This window comes from Acinetobacter johnsonii CIP 64.6, assembly GCF_000368045.1.
Classification (GTDB): Bacteria; Pseudomonadota; Gammaproteobacteria; order Pseudomonadales; family Moraxellaceae; genus Acinetobacter; species Acinetobacter johnsonii.
This window is the reverse complement of sequence record NZ_KB849235.1, coordinates 1,000,858-1,020,896: the sequence shown is the minus strand read 5'-3', so window position 1 is coordinate 1,020,896 and position 20,039 is coordinate 1,000,858. Positions and strand designations below refer to the sequence as shown.

Sequence of the window (20,039 nt, the reverse complement as noted above, 5' to 3'; positions counted from 1 at the left end):
GTCTACGCTCCAAATAATCGTGCTAACCAGCCTTTAGGCTTCACCGTAATATGACGGTAAGGACGTTCTTCACCTAAGAAACGTGCCACAAGGTCATCATAGGCCTGGCCTGCTGATTCTTCAGTAAAGAGAATCACTGGTTTACCTTCGTTCGATGCTTGTAAAACGCTCTTACATTCAGGAATCACTCCCAAAGTTGGCACACGTAAAATATCTTTAGAAATGTCGTCAATGGTTAACATTTCTTGTTTATCGGCACGTTCAGGGTTGAAGCGTGTGATACACAAGTGTTTACGAATACGACCTTCATTCATTTCAACTTTTTTGGTTTTGCTGTCGAGCATACCAATAATACGGTCAGAGTCACGTACAGATGAAATTTCAGGGTTGGTCACAATAATCGCTTCATCGGCATGGTACATTGCTAAAATTGCACCGCGTTCGATACCTGCAGGTGAGTCACAAATAATGTAGTCAAACTCTTGTGACAACTCATCCATGACACGTGCTACGCCTTCATCAGTTAAGGCATCTTTATCACGGGTTTGCGACGCAGGTAAAATATATAAATTCTCGATATCTTTATCGCGGATAAGCGCTTGTTGTAATCGAGCTTCGTTATTTAATACATTGACAAAATCATACACAACGCGGCGTTCACAACCCATGATCAAATCAAGGTTACGTAAACCTACGTCAAAATCGATCACAACAGTTTTGTGACCACGTAGGGCTAAACCTGTTGCAAAAGATGCGCTTGTCGTAGTTTTGCCTACGCCACCTTTGCCTGATGTTACGACAACAATTTTCGCCACCGAATCCACTCCTGTTATGGTTTAAATCCCCTTATTTATCATTTGGGGCTTTTGGTGTTTATTTATACATTAAAATTCAAGCGCTTCAAATACAAGCTCTTGTCGATCATTTAAGTAAATATGTGTTGGGCGTTTTAAATGCTGCGCTGGAATATCATCTGCAACACAATAGGTCCCTGCAATTGAAACCAATTCGGCTTCTAAAGCATGGCAGAAGATGCGTGCAGCGCTGTTTCCGCCCGCGCCGGCAATGACTCTACCACGAGCACTGCCATAAATATGTATATTTCCTGAAGCAATCACTTCCGAACCACTGTTAATACCTGCGGTAATAATGATATCGCCTTGATTTTGAACCAAGCACTGACCAGTACGTAAAATTTCGTCATGGTATGAAGTTGCATGGCGAATGACAGGTGCTACCGCAACTGGTGCATTGGTAGAAGCTGTCGCAGCAGGAGCTGGGGCTTCAACCACTTGCTCTTTGGTTGCTTTCACTTCTTGAAGTTGCGAGCTAATACCATGTCCTTGCGCGGGAATCACAGGGAACTGAATGGCACGGGCTTGTTCAGCCAAAATTCCTTCTTGTACTGCCATCGGCTGTACATCCAGATCCAGCAATAATTGAATCAAGGAAATTAACTCTTGCTCAACGCTACTTTCTAGAACAACTAACGCCCCAGCAGTCGATGCATTTTGTAATGTTTTACTTAATTGCTGTCGGATTGCATCATGATCATTGGTGTCAAGGGTAATGCGAATCGCATTGACCATTCTGCCAGTTATCCGGATATCAGCCATAATTTTTCCTTAAGACTTCTCAGATTTATTTTTTACTAAAGAAGTGATGTTGTAAATAGAGCAAATCCTAGAACAAAATGAAGGATTGCACTAGCTGCGTTTGTAATATTTTTACCTTAATGCTTATTCTTTGGCTTGATCATCTTTTTCAAGCTCTTCTAACCACTGTTTCACCTTAACTTGCTTGCGAATGGCATCTAAGCTTTCATAGACAACAGACTCAACCAACTGTTCCAAAGACTGATTATCGATTTTTAAATCACTGACTTTTTCAGCTATCAAGCGATAGGTGGCATTGGGCTGTGCTGGATTTCCCACAACCATTGGTTCCAGTAAACCTTGTGTGATGTTTTCACCAAGTCTTTGTCCGATACTTTGAATTTGTTGCTCAATTCTTCCACCCACAATTGGAATCAAACGCAGTAATTGGGTCAGTTCAGGGGTATCTTCAATCGCACGATTCACAATCAGACCGACATTTTGGGCAATGAAATATTGACGTTGTTTCAGTTCGGTGGCGAGAGATTCTTGTAAAATTTCAGCCAATGCTTGTGCAAATAAAGTCCGATGATGATCGACGAGGTCATGAATAATTTTTTTATGGGTCGAGCTGGTATTTAATTCGTGCTTCACCCCATCCAATACAGTAATAACCACACGGTCAGACAGTTCTTCCATCACTACGCGATAGTAAAATTTGCCCTTCGCTTGTACCGATGGAGGAATGACGTTATAGCCTAATTCATGCAGTCGAAAAGCAATCACTCCCGCGCGGAATAATCTTAAAAAGCGTAAATGAGGGATAATTGCTAAAATTTCGTACCAATGAATAAAGGGAAAGAAAAACCAGCGACGATGGTGTCGATACACGATGGCAATGCCCCAACGCACCAATAATTCAGTAATCAAGAACAGAATAAACCAAGCTTCTGTGGTGATGACCCACGGATGCAAATGCTCACGATAGAAGCTTAAGACACTTTCTAGGTGAATGGCATGGAAAAACCATCCACCGATATTGCTCATGATAAAAAAATTAGCACACAAACAAAACAAGTTAAAAATGATGAGAAACACCATAAAAATGTCATAGATCAAAAACAGTTTGAAATACAAACTTTGTGGATCAACCTGATGATATTTAGACTTTTTGACTTGGTTATTCTGCATCATGCATAGACCCTTACTCGGTTAAATTGGAGGTTGAGTATTTGGCTTTCATTTTTTCAATCAACTGGTCTTTTTCAGTCCAAAGTTGATCGACCCACTGTTGGAATTGTTCACGAAAGTCTGCATCGTCTTCATAGTTTCCAGCGAGTACCCATGCAGGAATATCAATTTTACGTAAATTGACCGCAATCCGTGGGACTTCCCCGAGCCAAAATTCGCTATAGCCAGGTGCGCCGTCGGGATAGACAATGGTCATATCTACCAAGGCATCAATGTCATTACCTAAAATACTTAAGGCTAAGGCCAAGCCACCCGCTTTCGGTTTAAGTAAATTTTGGTAAGGCGACTGCTGCTGTGCATGTTTTTCTTGTGTAAAACGCGTGCCTTCCAAATAATTTAACAGGGTGAATGGTTGGCTAAGCAGTTGTTCACAAGACTTACGTGCCTCTTCCATATCGCGTGTTTTCAACGCAGGGTTTTTCGCAATTTGTTCTTTACTATGCCGCTTCATCATCGGGAAGCCTAGAATTTTAAAGGCTTGGCCGACAAATGGAATAAAAATAAGTTCCCACTTGGTAAAGAAGCGGGTAAGGGGCATACGGGTTAAACCAAAATATTGGTTAACCGTGGTGTCGACCCAACTTTGATGGTTGCAAGTCATCAGGTAACGACCCTGCATACTCAGCTCAAGATCATCATCGACAGAAATGTCCCATTTCGTGTTGGGTAGGACATGATCGATTAAATAATTGTTCACAGCAAGCCAGCTGTTGGTGATTTGAATATTGGTCTCATCCACTTTTTTTGATTTTTTAAACAGTTTGGTCAGGCCAAGCGCGAGCACTGGCGGGCCATGAAAAAAAGTACTGCCTGTAATGACTGAACCAACAGTTAGACCACGGGTGATTTTTTTTAATAAAGGTTGTTTTTGGTTTGGCGATGACATAAAAATAAATCCTAAAATATAATGCGTTTCGCAACTCGTTCTATTTTCTAAAGGTCAATATAGTACGGGATGATCAAATAGAAAAGCACCAAACATTAACTGTGTAGAAATTGTGACGAAGAAAGTCTTGAAAAGGAAATTTTTTATTACATATTGTAAATAAAGGCTTTATTATTAACAAAAAATCAATGGTCTAGATCATCGTTTTACGACAATATTCGTTCTATAAACAAAACACACAAAGAAGGAGGCATGCGATGCGTGCACTAGCAATTTCCGCAGTCGTTGGGGCAATGGTTCTTACAGGTTGTCAAAGCACTGGTAATAACATTGGTGGTGTAGAATACGATAAAGCTGCATTAGGAACCTTAATTGGTGCTGCTGCTGGTTATGGTATTTCTAAAGGAAACGCAAACACGAGCCGTCAAAACAACCGTGCTGCAGCGATTGGCGCAGTTGTCGGTGGTGCAACGGGTGTTTACCTTGACAACAAAGAGAAGAAACTTCGCCAACAAATGGCGGGTACTGGTGTAGAAGTTAACCGTAATCCAGATGGCTCTGTAGGTTTGGTTCTGCCGGGTAACATTACCTTTGATACCAATAAATCAAACATCAAGCCGAACTTTTATTCAACTTTAAACAAAGTTGCACAAACCTTAACTGAAGATAACAAGAGCGGTATTCTTGTAACAGGTTATACAGACAGCACAGGTAATGATTCAATCAACATTCCTCTGTCTCAAGCGCGTGCGCAATCTGTAGCAAGCTACTTGGCATCTCAAGGTGTTTCTACAACACGTATTAATGCACAAGGTCAAGGTTCAGCAAACCCAATCGCGTCTAACGCGACTGCTGAAGGCCGTGAGCAAAACCGTCGTGTAGAAATCAGCATCTACGCAATTCAATAATTTTTATTGAAGACTGAAAAACCACCTTCGGGTGGTTTTTTTTATGACTGTTAAAATATGAATTTGCATTATGCATCTGTAGCGGAGATGACTATAATCGAGCTCGGAATGAAATAGAGGAAAGACTATGTCACTGGCAAGTCAGTTAAACGACAAGCAACTTGAAGCCATGAAATATACTCAAGGACCCTTGTTAGTACTTGCAGGGGCTGGTTCAGGTAAAACTTCGGTGATTACCCGTAAGATTGCCTACTTGGTGAAACACTGCGGCATTCCTGCTTATCGTATTACCGCGATGACGTTTACCAACAAAGCAGCACGTGAAATGAAAGAACGTGTTACCAAGTTGCTGTCACGTGAAGAGGCAAAGGGGCTTTCAGTCTCGACCTTCCACACCTTTGGCCTAAACATGCTGCGTTTAGAACTGAAACACACACCATTAAAAAATAATTTTTCTATTTTAGATGCGGACGACTGTAAGCGTATTTTGATGGACTTGATGCACCGTGACAATTTATCCGGTGCGGAAAGTAAAGAGCTGATTGCCAAAGCCATGAAGATGATTTCAGATTGGAAAAATGATCTGATTCCGCCTGAGCAAGCACACACCACCTGTGAAACAGCAGAAGATGTTCAGTTTGCGCACTTGTATCAACTGTATGAGCGTAATTTACGTGCCTATAATGCGGTCGATTTTGATGATCTGATTGTGATGCCGACGCGTCTTTTACAAGAAAATGCTGAAGTACGTGAGCGCTGGCAAAACCGTATTCGCTATTTATTGGTCGATGAGTATCAAGACACTAACACCGCACAGTATATTTTGGTGAAATTGCTGGTGGGAGTGATGGGTCAGTTCACTGCGGTGGGTGATGATGACCAATCGATCTACGCATGGCGTGGTGCCAAGCCTGAAAACATGGCTTTGCTGAATGAAGATTTTCACAATTTAAAAGTGATTAAACTCGAACAGAACTATCGTTCGACCAGTCGTATTTTGAAAGCGGCCAATACCGTGATTGGTAACAATCCGCATATTTTTGATAAAAAACTGTGGTCAGATAAAGGCCATGGTGAAGTGATTCGAGTGATTACGTGCCGCAATGATGACGATGAGTCGGAACGCGTGGTGAAAGACTTAATTACCCATAAACTGATGAATGGTAAAAATTGGAAGGATTACGCCATTTTGTATCGGGGTAATTTCCAAGCACGTGCACTGGAAACACAACTGCGTCAAATGCAGATTCCGTATAAATTATCGGGTGGTCAGTCATTCTTCGGACGAGCTGAAATCAAAGACGTGATGAGCTATTTGCGCGTCATTATTAACCCTGAAGATGACAGTGCATTTTTACGGATTATCAATACACCTAAACGTGCCATTGGGCCTGTGACTTTAGAAAAGCTGGGTCTGTTTGCACAAGAAAATCATTTGTCGTTGCTCTCTGCAGCGGGTGATCAGCGTCTCACCATGGTGATTCCTAAAAAAGCCACCACGCAGTTGGCGGAGTTTGCAGACTTCATTACCACCTTTACCCGTGAGTTGCTTGAGGATGATGAACCTGTACCGATTATTCGCAAGATGATGGTTGAAGCGGGTTATATCGACTATGTCAAAGAGTCTGCGGCGACGCCTGCGCAAGAAAAAACCAAGCTGGATAATATTGAAGTGCTGTATAGCAGTATTCAAAGTTTGATTAACCGTGCTGAAGATGTTGATGAGAAAAACATTGAAAGCGTAATTCGTAAAATGGTGTTGCTGGATATGTTAGAGCAGCAGCAAGAAGAAGAAGACACTGACAAAGTAAACCTGCTCACGCTGCATGCATCCAAAGGGCTTGAGTTTCCATATGTCTATCTGATTGGTCTTGAGGAAGAGTTACTGCCGCATAAAAACTCGATTGCCGCAGATACAGTTGAGGAAGAGCGTCGCTTGATGTACGTGGGCATCACCCGTGCGCGTCAGGGTTTAACCATCACGCTTGCAGAACAACGTAAGGCGGGTGGTCAAATGAAGCAAATGACACCAAGTCGTTTCTTGGATGAGTTACCGCAAGACGAGTTGGAATGGCTGGGGCGTAAAAAGAAACTGGCGGGCAATGTCGATCCGAAATTACAAGCGCAGCATTATTTAGATAATTTACGTGCGTTGATTAAGCGCTAAATATTTTTTTGTTTTAGAAATTTATTGTACTAGGAAAAAGAGAATGAAAGTTCAGGTTAAAGTGTTGGATTCACGTTTAGGCAATGAATGGCCAATGCCAACCTATGCGACAACGGGTTCAGCAGGCTTAGACCTTCGTGCATGTGTCGATGCTGCGACCGTCATTGAACCAGGACAAACTGTTTTGGTCAAAACAGGTTTATCTATTTATATTGAAGACCCACACTTTGCTGGTTTAATTTTACCGCGTTCAGGCCTAGGTCATAAGCACGGCATTGTTTTGGGTAACTTGGTGGGTTTAATTGATTCGGACTATCAAGGTGAATTGATGGTGTCGGTTTGGAACCGTAGCCAAACAGCTTTCAGTTTAGAGCCAGGTGAACGTCTTGCGCAGTATGTACTCGTACCTGTGATTCAAGCACAGTTCGATATTGTGAATGAATTTGAAGCGACAGAACGTGGTGCAGGTGGTTTCGGACATACTGGTCAAAACTAATCTCTCAGTGATAAAGTAAAACAACAAAGCCTCTCCTTGAAAGAGGCTTTGTTGTTTTAATGCTGAATGATCATTTTTAGTTCATAAAAAGTTACAACTCTTTTTTGAATCCTTAGTAAAATTAAACCCAGCGTTAAGCATAACAACAAGGACAGCTGAAAGAGCTGTTGATCTGAATAAATTAGAAGTTAGACCTATGGATTTTCAGCCAAAATTTCCTGCACATATATTTCGTGCCTATGACATCCGTGGCAAATTGGATGTCATGAGTGCTGAGCTGATTCGTGCCATTGCACAAGCGCTTGCAACTCAATATTTAAAGACTGGGCAGACACGTTTAGCCATTGGTTATGATGCTAGACAAAGCAGTCCTGCTTTTGCAGAAATTATTTACAAAGAATGTCTTAAACAGGGCTTAGATGCGAAAATTATCGGATGCTGTGCTAGCCCTGTGTTGTATTACACGGCACGTCAGTTTGATGGCAACGGCATTATGGTGACAGCCAGCCACAATCCGAAGTCGGATAATGGGATCAAATGGATTATGCAGGGTGAGCCCCCTTTACCTGAGGCAATCCAACAGGTGGCACGCGATGCAAATGAATATTTTGACAGCCATGCAAAGATGAACTGGCAAACGTTGCCACATCAGATCTTGCCTGAATATTGTCTGGCATATCAGGCGGCATTGCTCAATGATATACAGCTTATGCCTCAACCGCGACCCTATAAAGTTGTGGTGGATGGTTTATACGGTTCAGCGGGGCGTTGTGCCGTTTTGGTCTTAAAGAAACTCGGCTGTGAGGTGCATGCTTTACGCTGTGAGGCCAATGGTGAATTTCCTGAACATGCCCCCGATCCCTCTCAAGCCAAACATTTAGATCTGTTGCGTAACGCCGTGCAACAGCAGCATGCCGATATCGGTATTGCCTTTGATGGTGATGGTGACCGTGTTGTATTGATTGATGAAAAGGGCGTAATCATTTCAGCAGACCGTTTATTGTCCTTGTTTGCGCACATGTGTTTGGCCGATCATCCAGCACATGAAGTGGTTTTTGATGTGAAATGTTCCACCATGGTTCGAAATACAGTACTGGCCCATCAGGGTATTCCAAAAATGATTCGTACAGGCAGTTCTTTTTTGCGGAAATATTTGGCGCAATCAGAAGGGCATGCAGTATTTGGCGGTGAATATGCAGGGCATTATGTGTTTAATGATGGTCGTGGTTTGGGTTATGACGATGGTTTATATGCCGCACTACGTGTGCTGGAATACTTAAGCTTGAAGCAATGCACTTTGTCGGAAGCACTGGCAGACTACCCAGAACGTGCCAGTACAGAGGATATTTATATCAGCACCCATCAGATTTCACCCGCGCTGGTTTTAGCGAATGTGGAAAAACAAAGTCAGCACTTTCAAGCGGAAATGAGTAAAATTGATGGCGTAAGACTTGATTTTGAGGATGGATTTGGCATTATTCGAGCATCGAATACAGGTGAGTATTTTACCGTACGTTTCGACGCGGACAGTGATCAGCGGCTCCATCAAATTCGCCATAACTTTGTGCACATGCTGACGGCAGATTATCCGCAGATTGCACAAGACCTATTAGACGCCCATTAAGGAGAGGCACATGCCACATCAACATACTGGCCTCGACAAAGCACAAGTCCTGACTGAAGCTTTGCCGTATATTCAACGTTTTGCTGGAAAAACGCTAGTAGTGAAATATGGTGGCAATGCAATGACCGATCCTGAGCTTGAGAGCTCGTTTGCACGTGACATCGTTTTGTTAAAAACCGTCGGTTTAAATCCAATCGTGGTGCATGGCGGCGGTCCACAAGTGGATTCGTTTTTAAAGCAATTGGGGCGTGAGTCTGACCGTATTGATGGCATGCGAGTGACCGATCCTGCGACCATGGAAGTGGTTGAAATGGTGTTGGGCGGTAGTGTGAATAAATCTATCGTGAATTTGATTAACCAACATGGTGGTCGTGCCATTGGTCTAACGGGTAAAGATGGTAACTTACTGCGTGCACAAAAGTTACTGATGGAAAAAACTGCGGAAGATGGCACGGTACAAAAAATTGATCTAGGCCTAGTGGGCGAAGTGACCAGTGTTAAAACCGATGTATTGGAAATGTTTACCAGTGGTGATTTTATTCCTGTGATTGCACCTTTAGGTGTGGATGAAGAGGGCAACACCTATAACATCAACGCGGATTTGGTGGCTGGAAAAGTGGCTGAAGCTTTAGGTGCTGAAAAGCTGATTTTGTTGACCAATATTTTAGGTGTTTTAGATGAAAATAAAAACCTGCTCACGGGTCTAACCACCCAAGAAGTTGACCGTCTCATTGAAACGGGCGTGATTTACGGCGGGATGATTCCGAAAGTGGGTTGTGCTCTAGATGCGGTGAAAGGTGGTGTGGTAAGCGCGCATATTGTGGATGGTCGTGTGCCACATGCAACGTTGTTGGAGATTTTCACCGATCATGGTGTCGGTACATTGATTACCAATCGCACTAATAAACACTAGGGCTTGTTGAGAATTAACAAAGGCTACTGATTAATTTATAATAGTACTATGGATAGATACATACTTACTGATGCCCAATGGGCAAAAATGGAACCTTTTTGCCTAGGTAAAGTGACCGATCGAGGTCGTAGTGGAAAAGATAATCGATTATTTTTAGAAGCAGTCCTATGGATTGCCCGTACAGGCAGTCCATGGCGTGATCTACCTCCTCATTTTGGTAAATGGAATACCGTCTTTAAAAGATACCGTGATTGGGTGAAAGCTGGTGTATTTGAAAATATTTTTGCATCTGTAAATGAAGATGTTGATTTGGAATACGCCATGATTGATGGAACGATTGTTAAAGTTCATCGACATGGGCAAGGTGCAAAAGGGGGACTTTCAAACAGTCTATAGGTAAATCTCGAGGTGGAATGACCTGTAAAATTCTTGCCTTAGTGGATAGTCTAGGCAACCTTATTAAGTTTCGATTAATGCCTGGTCAATATCACGATTTAGTAGAAACCAAACCTTTAATTGAAGATGTTGATTTTCAAGCATTACTGGCTGATAAAGCATTTGATGCAGATTGGCTCATCCAAGAACTCAATGAACGTAAAGTGAAAGTGGTGATCCCACCTAAATCTAATCGAAAAGTAATGAGAGGATTTGATACGATTATGTATAAATGGCGTCATCTCATTGAAAACTATTTCTGTAAGTTAAAAGAATTTAAACGTATAGCGATGCGTAGTTGTAAAACAGATACGAGTTTTGAAGCCATGATTCAACTGTGCGCGAGTTTAATTAACTCTCGGTAATTCTCAACAGACCCTAGTTGTTTAGTCCCAGATTTTAATGGTGCAATATTCTCAGATAAATGGAAGGAAGCACTATGGGACAAGTTCTACACAGCAGCGCCACAACGACACAGGCAGTGCGTCGAGCAATACAAAATAGTCAAGAGAGCTTAAGAACGCTAGCCAAGCGTTACGGCATCAATCAAAAGACCGTCGCAAAATGGAAGAAACGTACTTCAGTAGATGATCTTACAACCGGCCCAAAGAATTCTCGCTCAAGCGTGTTATCGCCTGAAGATGAGGCGGCAATTGTTGCTTTTCGAAAACGCACTTTGTTGCCGCTAGACGATTGCCTTTATGCATTGCAGCCGAGTATTCCTTATCTGACACGCTCGTCGTTACACCGCTGCTTACAGCGGCATGGTATTTCACGACTGCCTGAGGTACAAGGTGATCGCCCTGTCAGGAAGCGCTTCAAGAGCTACCCCATTGGTTACTTTCATATCGACATCGCTGAGATGCAAACAGCACAGGGTAAGCTTTATCTCTTCGTTGCCATTGATCGCACTTCCAAGTTTGCGTTCACTGAATTGCATACTAAAGCCAGTAAGATGGCAGCCGCGGAGTTCATGCGCAATCTGGTTAAGGCTGTGCCCTATAGAATCCATACGGTGCTAACAGATAACGGCATCCAGTTCACGAACCGCACCTGTGATCGCTACGCCTCTGAGCACATCTTTGATCGGGTTTGTACTGAATGTGGCATTGAACATCGTCTTACCAAGGTTAAGCATCCATGGACCAATGGACAGGTCGAGAGGATGAACCGAACGATTAAAGAAGCTACTGTCAAACGGTTCCATTACGACGATCACACTCAGCTATGCATTCACCTTGCTGATTTTATTGCTGCATACAACTTCGGCCGCAGACTCAAAACACTCAGGGGCCTGACTCCCTACGAATTCATCTGCAAACAGTGGACAGATGAACCTGAACTTTTTAAAATTGATCCGATCCATCAAATGCCGGGACTAAACACCTAGTATTTTAAAAAGCCTTCTCGGAGGCTTTTTTTAGGCCTATGCAATTTATAAAAATGGTTTTATGCGTGAATGTGTGTGGGTTTATGAAGCATTGTGAATTGCAAGCCAGTCAGGACTCATGCACAATAAAACCATCATAAATAAATATGTTTAAATAAGATCAAGATTATGTGCCAACTGCTCGGAATGAACTGTGCAACGCCGACTGATATTACCTTTTCATTTCGAGGCTTTTCACAGCGCGCGGGGATTACTTCAGACCACTGTGACGGTTTCGGGATAGCTTTTTTTGAGGATAAAGCCTGCCGTTTATTCGTTGACAATCAATCTGCAGTTGAGTCGCCGATTGCTGAATTAATTCGTAATTATCCAATCAAATCACGCAATGTGATTGCACATATCCGCAAAGCGACACAGGGAAAAATTAACTTAGAAAACTCACATCCATTTAGCCGTGAGTTATGGGGACGACAGTGGATTTTTGCCCATAATGGCGATTTGCATGACTTTGATCCTGTACTTTCAGGACGCTTTACCCCAGTGGGCAATACCGACAGTGAACGTGCATTTTGCTATTTACTGGACCAACTGGTGAATAAATTTGGCTATACCGAGCCAAGTCTAGATCAAGTTTTTGATTTATTAACGGATGTTTCTCCACGGATTGCGGAGCATGGCACGTTCAATTTCTGTTTATCAAATGGGCAGGCCCTGTTTAGTTATGCCATTACCAAACTGCATTGGTTGGTGCGTGAGTACCCATTTAAACCTGCGCAGCTGATCGACATTGATGTTGAAGTCGATTTTAGCCAAATCACTACTGTAGACGATCGCGTGGCCGTGATTACTACCGAACCGTTGACTCAAAATGAAGCGTGGACAGCCTTTGCACCCGGTGAAATGATTTTATTTCAATATGGTAAAGCGATCCGCCACCAAATGACCCATGTGGAACGTTTAATCCGAGAAGCCAAAGATCCGTCTTTAAAACGCGTTACTAAAGCAGATCAATATTAATTTATTTCAAAATGATTAGAATATAAAAGCATGTTGATAATAAAATAAAACATGCTTTTATTTTGGCACATACTTATAAAATAATAAAATCGATTAAATAATAACTGATTCTTTTGGTCGGGTTTAAATTTATTTACTTATTTAAAATAAATACTTAAGTTTAATTTTGTGAAAATAGTATAAAACCAACCAATTTGATTCACTTTTATTTTTAATTATAGTCGATATGATTAATTCATGTAATTAATCTATTAATTTTTATTGGGTGGTCGGAATGATAATGAAGTGGGTTCCAGAATATAATACTGGTATCGATGTGATTGACGATCAACACCGTCGTATTCTCGATTATATCAATGAAATTGATGCGATTGATGTCAATACTGACCGTGAACGCGTGAAACAGATTTTAGAAAATATTATTGATTACACACAGTCTCACTTCACTTTTGAAGAGTCTCTCCAAGAAGAGGCGGGTTATAAATATCGTGTACCCCACAAACGTGTACATGATTTATTTATTAAAAAAATTGAATCTTATCGTGACCGTTTTGAGCTGGGTCATTCAATCGAAGCTGAGCTGCATGAAGTGTTGTCGAAATGGCTGATTAATCATATCCAGCATGATGATGCAGATTATGTCGGTGCCGTAAAAGAAAACATGATGGGCATTATTAAAGAAAAAGAAAAGAAAAAAGGGAAAAACTGGTTTGCTCGTTTCTTTTCATAAGTGAGCCAAACGAGGGATAAAAACAATAAATTTTAATTATATTTAGCGCAGCAAATCATCAGTTTTGATGGTTTGCTTTTTGTTTTTGATTTTCATAAGCGAGCAAGGCAAAATAGCGCAAGACTTATTAAAGGAACGCATCATGCAAGACAATGCTCTGTCACGATGGTTATCGCCGCTGATGGCATTTTGTTTATCATTTATTATCATTGCCACACTTGCACCCTTGGTGGGAGTTCAGGTTGAACGTCAGCTCGACTTTTGGTTACTTTGGTTAGTGACCATGGTGATCTTGGCTTTACCTGTGTGTTACTTAGAGATTGCCTTAGCCAAGCGTTCAAAAACCACGGCATTAAATGCTTTGTCAAGTTTGACACGTGATGCCGATGCTTCACAGACGTGGCGTCTTGTGGGATGGCTTGCTGTCGTTTTTATTCCTTTTTTAGCGGGCGGCATGTTGTCTAATGCTGCGCAATTATTAAATCAATATGCACTGGCCGATATGACATCGTCCGTGATCTTTATTACTTTGGCCGTGATTGCCATCGTGTTGTCTTTTGCCCCACGTCTGTTGACCTTAGCGTTAACGGCGGTCGGTGTGCTGATCTCCTTAGTGCTTGCAAACCTTTTTGGTACAGGAACCGCTGAGTGGCAAGTGACACCTGTTGAATTTTCAGAATGGGGCAGTGCAACGGTATTGGCTTTGGTGGCAAGCGGTTTAGGACTCGGCCTGTACTGGCAGAACAGTTTGGCACAAGTTCAACAGCAAGATACTGCAACCAAGACTGTTTTACCGATTTGGATTGCACAAATTTTGGCGGTGGTTGCTTTTGCATTTTTTGCAGTCCAAGCGGCATTACCTGCGTATGCGATTGCCTTAACTGCGGTTGCAGCGGCGGCCGTGTTGTTACAGATGGCACGTGAGCAGTTGGCACAGCGCCAGTTGAATATTGTGGTTCAGTGGCTCGTGCTGCTGGTTGCAACGTTGGTGTGGTTAATTCCAGCCACTGGCCCGATTTTTAACATCTTACTGATGCTGTGGGGCTTAGTGATTTGTTTGATTTATGCCATTTTTGCTGGTTGGATTATGAAAATTAGCCATTTACGTAAGTCGATGAACTTTAGTAATGAAGCTTTTTATAATATTTGGCGCATCGCTGTGCGTGTGGTATTACCTGTTTCTATTGTATTGGCAATTGTAGCCGTACTTGGAAAATTGATTTAATGCGTATGCTTCAACAAGTCTGGGTTGCCTACGCAACAGCAGACCAGCAGTTTCATATCAGTGTGCCATTTTCTGAAGGAATGACGGCGCAGGATGCGATTCAGCTGAGTGGCATAGGTTCGCAGGTCGAATTGCCTGAGCCTTTACAATTGGGCATCTTTGGTGTCCGATTGAAAGACCTTCAACAGGTTTTACAGGCAGGGGATCGTGTTGAAATTTACCGAGCTTTGAGCATTAATCCTAAAGATATTCGAAGGATACGTGCACAAAATAATCCTGTGGGTCGCTTTGCAAAAGGCAATCGCTTAAAACAATCGAAATGATATGAAAAACCCCTCAGTTGAGGGGTTTCTTTTTTAGAATAAGGCTTTATAGTGGGGGCGCGTTTAGAATCGCTTCTTTCGATGCTGGTAAGCCCGGCTGAGATGCAGGAATGGTTTCTAAGCCTTCAATTTTTTGGACAATACCGTTTGGGTCGAAATAGACTTTCAGGTGTTGACCTTGTGCAGCAGGAATCTTGGCTTTTTTAGCATACGTTCCTGGGGTATAATTGTAGATGTAGTCCCAACGTAGCGGATTCATTGGATCTGAAACTGTCGGGCTGCCAAGCAAAAAGCGAACTTGTTGATGGCTCATGCCAACTTGTATTTTTGACGCTTGTGCTTGAGTTAATGGCGTACCTTGAGGAATATCAACTTTATAAACGCCCAAGGTCGAACAGCCTGCGAGCAGTGAAGTGACGAATAACGCCAACATGATTTTTTGCATTTTGCTACACTATCCCAAATTAATTATGATGCAATTGAGCCACGGATAGATCATACTGCATCTACACTTTGTTGCATATTCTAACTTTAAATTTGTTGAGAGACCTTTTTACATGCCAATTTCAAATCAAGATCTACGCAAAGCTGGACTTAAAGTTACACTTCCACGAATTAAAATATTAGAACTACTAGAAAATTCAAAGCAACACCATTTAAGTGCGGAAGATATTTATAAGACTTTACTTGAACAAGGTGAAGATGTCGGTTTAGCAACTGTTTACCGCGTGTTAACGCAGTTTGAAGCAGCGGGTATTATTCAGCGCCATCACTTTGAAAATAACCATTCTGTTTTCGAAATCATGCAAGACGATCATCATGATCATATCGTTTGTCAAAACTGCAACAAAGTGGTTGAGTTTAGCAACGAAGTAATTGAGCATGAGCAGCACGAAGTTGCTGAAAAGCATGGCTTTACTTTAACAGGTCACTCACTCAACCTATATGGTTACTGTGATGCTGCTGAGTGCCAAGAAGCACTGCGTAAAAAGTAATAATTTAGATCTAAAAAAGGGCTTCATGAGAAGCCCTTTTTTATTGTTTAAAGAAATGCTTAAGCTTGTCCGTCAAACGTGATGTTTGCACTGGCATGCAATAGACGATCACCGCCTTCTTCAGACAACTTGATTTGTAAACGTAAGTCGTTCGGAGAGTCGGCATGTTTCAGCGCATCTTTATAGGTAATCTGCTTAGCTTTGTACAAATCGAATAAGGCTTGGTCAAAAGTTTGCATACCGAGTTCACGAGAACGCTTCATCAGGTCTTTAATTTCGTGGATTTCACCTTTACGGATCAAATCGGAAATTAACGGTGAGTTAATCAAAATCTCAATTGCAGCACGACGAGAATTACCGTCTGGTGTTGGAATCAACTGCTGAGCAACCATCGCTTTAAGGTTTAAAGACAAGTCCATAAACAATTGGCTATGACGGTCTGCTTCAAAGAAGTGAATAATACGGTCGATGGCTTGGTTGGCGTTGTTGGCGTGCAGCGTTGCAAATACCAAGTGACCTGTTTCAGCAAAGGCAATCGCATAATCCATGGTTTCACGGGAACGAATCTCACCAATCAGGATCACATCGGGGGCCTGACGTAAGGTGTTTTTCAGCGCGATTTCAAAAGAGTCCGTATCAATGCCCACTTCGCGCTGGGTAATGATACAGCCTGCATGCTCATGAATAAATTCAATTGGGTCTTCAATGGTAATGATATGACCTTTCGAGTTTTGGTTACGGTAACCAATGATCGAAGCCAAAGAAGTCGATTTACCCGTACCTGTTGCTCCCACAAAGATGATGATGCCACGTTTGGTCATGGCCAACTCTTTGAGCACAGGCGGGAGTTTTAACTCGTCCATGGTTGGAATTTGCGTCTCAATCCGACGCAAAACCATACCTGGCATATCACGCTGTTGAAAGGCACTGACACGAAAACGTGCCGTTTTATCCCGATTCATAATCGCGAAGTTGCACTCATGTGTATCTGCAAATTCTTTACGCTGCTTTTCACTCATAATCGAGTTGAGCAGTTGCCCCGCGACATCACCCGTCAGCTTGCCCTTAGCCACAGGCACAATTTGACCGTTAATTTTCATGGAGGGTTCAACATCAGCGGTGATAAATAAATCCGACGCTTTTTGTTGAATCATATAATTGAGTAAGTCGTTAAAATCCATATCTATACCCCAAATCCATTGTTTTCTTATAAGAAGGTTTCAGGTTGCTTGGCAGCTGTACGTGCGGTCTGCGGACTGATCACTCCTTTGGTGACCAAGTTTTTCAGACTTTGATCCAGTGTGGTCATACCGTAGTTTGCACCAGTCTGAATAGCAGAATACATCTGTGCCACTTTGTTTTCACGAATTAAGTTACGAATGGCAGGAATACCAATCATGATTTCATGCGCGGCAACACGGCCACCGCCATTTTTCTTGAGTAAGGTTTGAGAAATCACGGCTTGTAGCGATTCAGATAACATGGCACGAACCATGTCTTTTTCTTCAGCAGGGAATACATCAATCACACGGTCAATGGTTTTTGCCGCAGAGGTGGTATGTAGTGTACCGAAGACCAAGTGACCCGTTTCAGCGGCAGTGAGCGCCAAACGAATGGTTTCAAGGTCACGCATCTCACCCACGAGGATAATATCGGGGTCTTCACGTAGTGCAGAACGCAACGCTTCGTTAAAACCATGTGTATCACGGTGTACTTCACGTTGGTTGATCAAGCATTTTTTTGACTGGTGTACAAATTCGATTGGGTCTTCAACCGTTAAGATGTGGTCATAGCGGTTATCGTTAATATAATCGATCATTGCAGCCAACGTGGTAGATTTACCAGAACCAGTAGGCCCCGTCACTAAAACTAAACCACGTGGCAATTCACACAACTCTTTAAAGGTTTGTCCTAAACCTAAGTCTTCCATGGTCAGGACTTTAGACGGAATGGTACGGAATACTGCACCTGCACCGCGGTTTTGGTTGAATGCGTTCACACGAAAACGAGCAATGCTTGGAACTTCAAAGGAAAAGTCTGTTTCTAGTTTTTCTTCGAAATCACGACGTTGTTTGTCATTCATGATGTCATAGACCAGTTTATGCACTTCTTTGTGTTCTAAAGCTGGTAAATTGATACGACGAACTTCACCATCGACACGAATCATCGGTGGCATACCCGCAGATAAGTGTAAATCTGATGCCCCGTTCTTAGCCGAAAAGGCTAGTAATTCTGTGATATCCATTATTTCCCCGAGTTCATTTAAATGCTAATTATTTTGATAGAATAATAAGGCTTTCAATCAACTTAACCAACAGTTTGTTGAAAGGCAAAGCAAAAAAGATGACCGAAATGAGACCCTCGTCAATGAATATCTTGCAAAATTCACGTCAACACGTGTTATCCCAAATTCAACAGGCCTGCGAAATTTCAGGTCGTGACGTGGAGTCTGTAGAACTTTTGGCGGTTTCTAAAACACATCCGAGTGAAGTGTTACGAGACATGTACGCTTGTGGTCAACGCGCCTTTGGTGAGAACTACTTACAAGAGGCTTTGCAGAAGATAGAGGCGCTACAAGATTTAGAGATCGAATGGCATTTTATTGGGCATGTACAACGCAATAAAACCAAACATTTGGCTGAACAGTTTGCATGGGTGCATGGAGTTGATCGTTTAATTATTGCAGAGCGTTTATCGGCGCAGCGTCTGATAACACAACCACCATTAAATCTTTGTCTACAGGTCAATATCGATGGTCAAGACAGCAAAGATGGTTGCCAACCTAGCGAGGTTGCTGAGTTGGTAAAAATTATCAGTCAGTTGCCTCACATCAAGCTGCGTGGTTTGATGGTGATTCCTGCACCGAACAATACTCAAGCCTTTAAGGCCGCGAAAGTGTTATTTGACCAAGTGAAAGAGCTGCATGTACATCCTGAAGACTGGGATACCTTAAGCATGGGCATGTCAGGCGATATGGTCGATGCGATTGCAGCTGGGTCGACTATGGTTCGCGTTGGAACCGCCTTGTTTGGGGCGAGAGATTATTCGCAGCATTAAGTCTAAACAGGGTTTCTTGAGGTTAAAGGCAGCGAGAAGCGCTTAACTTACAATTATATAAAATTAATGGGCTGCTGAAAAAATAGGCTTAATTTAAAATCATGAATTGAATCGTCTACAGATTAACCATGAAAAATGATTTCCTGACAACGATAAAAATTGTATTTAGGATGAAGCCAAAATGAAAAAACTCTATTTATTTATCTCCCTGCTTTTGAGCTTATTTGTAGTAGCGTGTAGTAGTACAAATACCAAAATGAGTGAGATGAGTGCGGAAGCTACGGTTCAGAATGCTCAGGTCGCTAAAAGTGAAAAATTAGGCACCAAGTGGGGCGATGAGATTAGTTCAAACGTCACGGAAGTCAATTTAAAACGGTTATCCAGCAGTCCAATTGCTGAATCACAAGTTCGCTATGCCAGTAAAAAATACGTGGGGAAAGCCGTGAACAGTCTGTCATTGGCCGCTGGAAAAATTAGCTTTTCCATTGTAGATGATGCACAGCGTCCACTGCCTTTATTTCGAGATGGTCAGCAGTATTATTTATCTGGCAAAGATGGACAAAGCTATCAACTCAAATATACAAACCATAGCAATAGCAAGTTTGAAGTGGTTGCCAGTGTCGATGGTTTAGATGTTATTGATGGACGTGCAGCATCACGTAGCAATTCAGGTTATGTGCTTCGTCCACAGGGGGAGTTGATTGTTGAAGGCTTCCGTAAGAGTGACTCTGCGGTGGCATCTTTTACCTTTAGTCGACCGGAAGATGCCTATGCTGCAAACTCAGATCATGGTTCCATCCAAAATACAGGTGTGATTGGTACTGTGATTTACCCGCTACAGTCTGTGGCGACTACAGACAAAGCAGTAGATGCATCTAAATATGCGCCTCCACCAAAAGCATTCCCAGCGGATTAAAGCATTCGTTTGGATCTCACAGGGAGCACTTACATTAAGTAAGATGCTCCCTTTATTTTTAACTGAGAGGTGGTGTCTTAAAACAGATCAAACTTTGACTTTCAAAAATCT

21 protein-coding genes are annotated in these 20,039 nt (G+C 42.3%); 14 read left to right on the top strand and 7 right to left on the bottom strand.

What is annotated here, in order from left to right; genetic code table 11:
• Nucleotides 1–2: 2 nt before the first annotated feature.
• The 4 genes from minD to F986_RS10690 all read right to left on the bottom strand — a co-directional run bounded on the left by minD (nt 3) and on the right by F986_RS10690 (nt 3,732).
• Nucleotides 3–815, bottom strand: coding sequence for a septum site-determining protein MinD (gene minD / locus F986_RS10705; RefSeq protein WP_004694902.1), 813 nt, complete (start codon nt 813–815; stop codon nt 3–5).
• A gap of 69 nt (nt 816–884) precedes the next feature.
• Nucleotides 885–1,616: a septum site-determining protein MinC gene (minC, locus tag F986_RS10700; RefSeq protein ID WP_004694900.1), complete on the bottom strand. Its 732-nt coding sequence runs from the start codon at nt 1,614–1,616 to the stop codon at nt 885–887.
• A 123-nt stretch (nt 1,617–1,739) separates the two neighbouring features.
• Nucleotides 1,740–2,789: a hypothetical protein gene (locus F986_RS10695; protein ID WP_004694898.1), complete on the bottom strand. Its 1,050-nt coding sequence runs from the start codon at nt 2,787–2,789 to the stop codon at nt 1,740–1,742.
• Between the two features lie 10 nt (nt 2,790–2,799).
• On the bottom strand, nt 2,800–3,732 hold the full coding sequence (locus F986_RS10690; protein ID WP_004694896.1) for an acyltransferase: 933 nt from the start codon (nt 3,730–3,732) through the stop codon (nt 2,800–2,802).
• A gap of 257 nt (nt 3,733–3,989) precedes the next feature.
• On the opposite strand from F986_RS10690, the gene F986_RS10685 reads away from it, so the two are divergent.
• The 11 genes from F986_RS10685 to F986_RS10630 all read left to right on the top strand — a co-directional run bounded on the left by F986_RS10685 (nt 3,990) and on the right by F986_RS10630 (nt 14,960).
• Nucleotides 3,990–4,640 carry a YiaD family glycine zipper/OmpA-like lipoprotein gene (locus F986_RS10685; RefSeq protein ID WP_004694894.1) on the top strand — a complete coding sequence of 217 codons (651 nt, stop codon included), beginning with the start codon at nt 3,990–3,992 and terminating at the stop codon, nt 4,638–4,640.
• Nucleotides 4,641–4,767: 127 nt separating this feature from the next.
• On the top strand, nt 4,768–6,807 hold the full coding sequence (locus F986_RS10680) for a UvrD-helicase domain-containing protein (protein WP_004694892.1): 2,040 nt from the start codon (nt 4,768–4,770) through the stop codon (nt 6,805–6,807).
• Nucleotides 6,808–6,850: 43 nt separating this feature from the next.
• Nucleotides 6,851–7,303: a dUTP diphosphatase gene (gene dut / locus F986_RS10675; protein WP_004694889.1), complete on the top strand. Its 453-nt coding sequence runs from the start codon at nt 6,851–6,853 to the stop codon at nt 7,301–7,303.
• A 196-nt stretch (nt 7,304–7,499) separates the two neighbouring features.
• On the top strand, nt 7,500–8,927 hold the full coding sequence (locus F986_RS10670) for a phosphomannomutase/phosphoglucomutase (RefSeq protein WP_004694887.1): 1,428 nt from the start codon (nt 7,500–7,502) through the stop codon (nt 8,925–8,927).
• Nucleotides 8,928–8,937: 10 nt separating this feature from the next.
• A complete protein-coding gene (gene argB, locus F986_RS10665; RefSeq protein ID WP_004694885.1) occupies nt 8,938–9,840 on the top strand; it encodes an acetylglutamate kinase in 903 nt (300 codons plus the stop codon).
• 48 nt (nt 9,841–9,888) lie between these two features.
• A protein-coding gene (locus F986_RS17930; RefSeq protein WP_100222784.1) for an IS5 family transposase occupies nt 9,889–10,640 on the top strand; the annotation gives its coding sequence in 2 pieces (ribosomal slippage) (nt 9,889–10,225 and nt 10,225–10,640; 753 coding nt in all).
• 74 nt (nt 10,641–10,714) lie between these two features.
• Nucleotides 10,715–11,665 carry an IS481 family transposase gene (locus tag F986_RS10650; protein WP_004694879.1) on the top strand — a complete coding sequence of 317 codons (951 nt, stop codon included), beginning with the start codon at nt 10,715–10,717 and terminating at the stop codon, nt 11,663–11,665.
• Nucleotides 11,666–11,833: 168 nt separating this feature from the next.
• The gene (locus F986_RS10645; protein ID WP_004694877.1) at nt 11,834–12,682 is read left to right on the top strand and encodes a class II glutamine amidotransferase; all 849 of its coding nucleotides are present in this window, start codon (nt 11,834–11,836) and stop codon (nt 12,680–12,682) included.
• 274 nt (nt 12,683–12,956) lie between these two features.
• Nucleotides 12,957–13,412: a bacteriohemerythrin gene (locus tag F986_RS10640; RefSeq protein ID WP_005400160.1), complete on the top strand. Its 456-nt coding sequence runs from the start codon at nt 12,957–12,959 to the stop codon at nt 13,410–13,412.
• 142 nt (nt 13,413–13,554) lie between these two features.
• Nucleotides 13,555–14,637 carry a hypothetical protein gene (locus tag F986_RS10635; protein WP_004694872.1) on the top strand — a complete coding sequence of 361 codons (1,083 nt, stop codon included), beginning with the start codon at nt 13,555–13,557 and terminating at the stop codon, nt 14,635–14,637.
• Entirely contained in the window at nt 14,637–14,960 is a 324-nt protein-coding gene (locus F986_RS10630) for an RnfH family protein (protein WP_004694870.1), read from the top strand. Before F986_RS10635 ends, F986_RS10630 begins: the two co-directional genes overlap by 1 nt.
• Nucleotides 14,961–15,006: 46 nt before the next feature.
• On the opposite strand, the gene F986_RS10625 is transcribed toward F986_RS10630, so the two are convergent.
• Nucleotides 15,007–15,405 (bottom strand): outer membrane protein assembly factor BamE, encoded by a 399-nt coding sequence (locus tag F986_RS10625; RefSeq protein ID WP_004694868.1) that lies wholly within the window; start codon nt 15,403–15,405, stop codon nt 15,007–15,009.
• Between the two features lie 112 nt (nt 15,406–15,517).
• Here F986_RS10625 and fur point away from each other — a divergent pair, with 112 nt between their 5' ends.
• Nucleotides 15,518–15,955: a ferric iron uptake transcriptional regulator gene (fur, locus tag F986_RS10620; protein ID WP_004694866.1), complete on the top strand. Its 438-nt coding sequence runs from the start codon at nt 15,518–15,520 to the stop codon at nt 15,953–15,955.
• A gap of 59 nt (nt 15,956–16,014) precedes the next feature.
• Here fur and F986_RS10615 read toward each other — a convergent pair whose 3' ends face one another.
• Both F986_RS10615 and F986_RS10610 read right to left on the bottom strand, forming a co-directional pair.
• Nucleotides 16,015–17,136, bottom strand: a complete 1,122-nt coding sequence (locus F986_RS10615; protein WP_004694864.1) for a PilT/PilU family type 4a pilus ATPase — start codon at nt 17,134–17,136, stop codon at nt 16,015–16,017.
• A 26-nt stretch (nt 17,137–17,162) separates the two neighbouring features.
• Nucleotides 17,163–18,200 carry a type IV pilus twitching motility protein PilT gene (locus F986_RS10610; RefSeq protein ID WP_004694862.1) on the bottom strand — a complete coding sequence of 346 codons (1,038 nt, stop codon included), beginning with the start codon at nt 18,198–18,200 and terminating at the stop codon, nt 17,163–17,165.
• A 122-nt stretch (nt 18,201–18,322) separates the two neighbouring features.
• On the opposite strand from F986_RS10610, the gene F986_RS10605 reads away from it, so the two are divergent.
• Nucleotides 18,323–19,012, top strand: coding sequence for a YggS family pyridoxal phosphate-dependent enzyme (locus F986_RS10605; protein ID WP_004694859.1), 690 nt, complete (start codon nt 18,323–18,325; stop codon nt 19,010–19,012).
• 181 nt (nt 19,013–19,193) lie between these two features.
• Complete coding sequence (locus F986_RS10600) at nt 19,194–19,928, top strand: hypothetical protein (protein WP_004694857.1); 735 nt, start codon at nt 19,194–19,196, stop codon at nt 19,926–19,928.
• Nucleotides 19,929–20,039: the final 111 nt, after the last annotated feature.

What these genes read in the sequence shown, in the direction of transcription:
- minC (WP_004694900.1), bottom strand. Translation starts at nt 1,616, where the DNA reads ATGGCTGATATCCGGATAACTGGCAGAATGGTCAATGCGATTCGCATT.
- F986_RS10695 (WP_004694898.1), bottom strand. Translation starts at nt 2,789, where the DNA reads ATGATGCAGAATAACCAAGTCAAAAAGTCTAAATATCATCAGGTTGAT.
- F986_RS10690 (WP_004694896.1), bottom strand. Translation starts at nt 3,732, where the DNA reads ATGTCATCGCCAAACCAAAAACAACCTTTATTAAAAAAAATCACCCGT.
- F986_RS10685 (WP_004694894.1), top strand. Translation starts at nt 3,990, where the DNA reads ATGCGTGCACTAGCAATTTCCGCAGTCGTTGGGGCAATGGTTCTTACA.
- F986_RS10680 (WP_004694892.1), top strand. Translation starts at nt 4,768, where the DNA reads ATGTCACTGGCAAGTCAGTTAAACGACAAGCAACTTGAAGCCATGAAA.
- dut (WP_004694889.1), top strand. Translation starts at nt 6,851, where the DNA reads ATGAAAGTTCAGGTTAAAGTGTTGGATTCACGTTTAGGCAATGAATGG.
- F986_RS10670 (WP_004694887.1), top strand. Translation starts at nt 7,500, where the DNA reads ATGGATTTTCAGCCAAAATTTCCTGCACATATATTTCGTGCCTATGAC.
- argB (WP_004694885.1), top strand. Translation starts at nt 8,938, where the DNA reads ATGCCACATCAACATACTGGCCTCGACAAAGCACAAGTCCTGACTGAA.
- F986_RS10650 (WP_004694879.1), top strand. Translation starts at nt 10,715, where the DNA reads ATGGGACAAGTTCTACACAGCAGCGCCACAACGACACAGGCAGTGCGT.
- F986_RS10645 (WP_004694877.1), top strand. Translation starts at nt 11,834, where the DNA reads ATGTGCCAACTGCTCGGAATGAACTGTGCAACGCCGACTGATATTACC.
- F986_RS10640 (WP_005400160.1), top strand. Translation starts at nt 12,957, where the DNA reads ATGATAATGAAGTGGGTTCCAGAATATAATACTGGTATCGATGTGATT.
- F986_RS10635 (WP_004694872.1), top strand. Translation starts at nt 13,555, where the DNA reads ATGCAAGACAATGCTCTGTCACGATGGTTATCGCCGCTGATGGCATTT.
- F986_RS10630 (WP_004694870.1), top strand. Translation starts at nt 14,637, where the DNA reads ATGCGTATGCTTCAACAAGTCTGGGTTGCCTACGCAACAGCAGACCAG.
- F986_RS10625 (WP_004694868.1), bottom strand. Translation starts at nt 15,405, where the DNA reads ATGCAAAAAATCATGTTGGCGTTATTCGTCACTTCACTGCTCGCAGGC.
- fur (WP_004694866.1), top strand. Translation starts at nt 15,518, where the DNA reads ATGCCAATTTCAAATCAAGATCTACGCAAAGCTGGACTTAAAGTTACA.
- F986_RS10615 (WP_004694864.1), bottom strand. Translation starts at nt 17,136, where the DNA reads ATGGATTTTAACGACTTACTCAATTATATGATTCAACAAAAAGCGTCG.
- F986_RS10610 (WP_004694862.1), bottom strand. Translation starts at nt 18,200, where the DNA reads ATGGATATCACAGAATTACTAGCCTTTTCGGCTAAGAACGGGGCATCA.
- F986_RS10605 (WP_004694859.1), top strand. Translation starts at nt 18,323, where the DNA reads ATGAATATCTTGCAAAATTCACGTCAACACGTGTTATCCCAAATTCAA.
- F986_RS10600 (WP_004694857.1), top strand. Translation starts at nt 19,194, where the DNA reads ATGAAAAAACTCTATTTATTTATCTCCCTGCTTTTGAGCTTATTTGTA.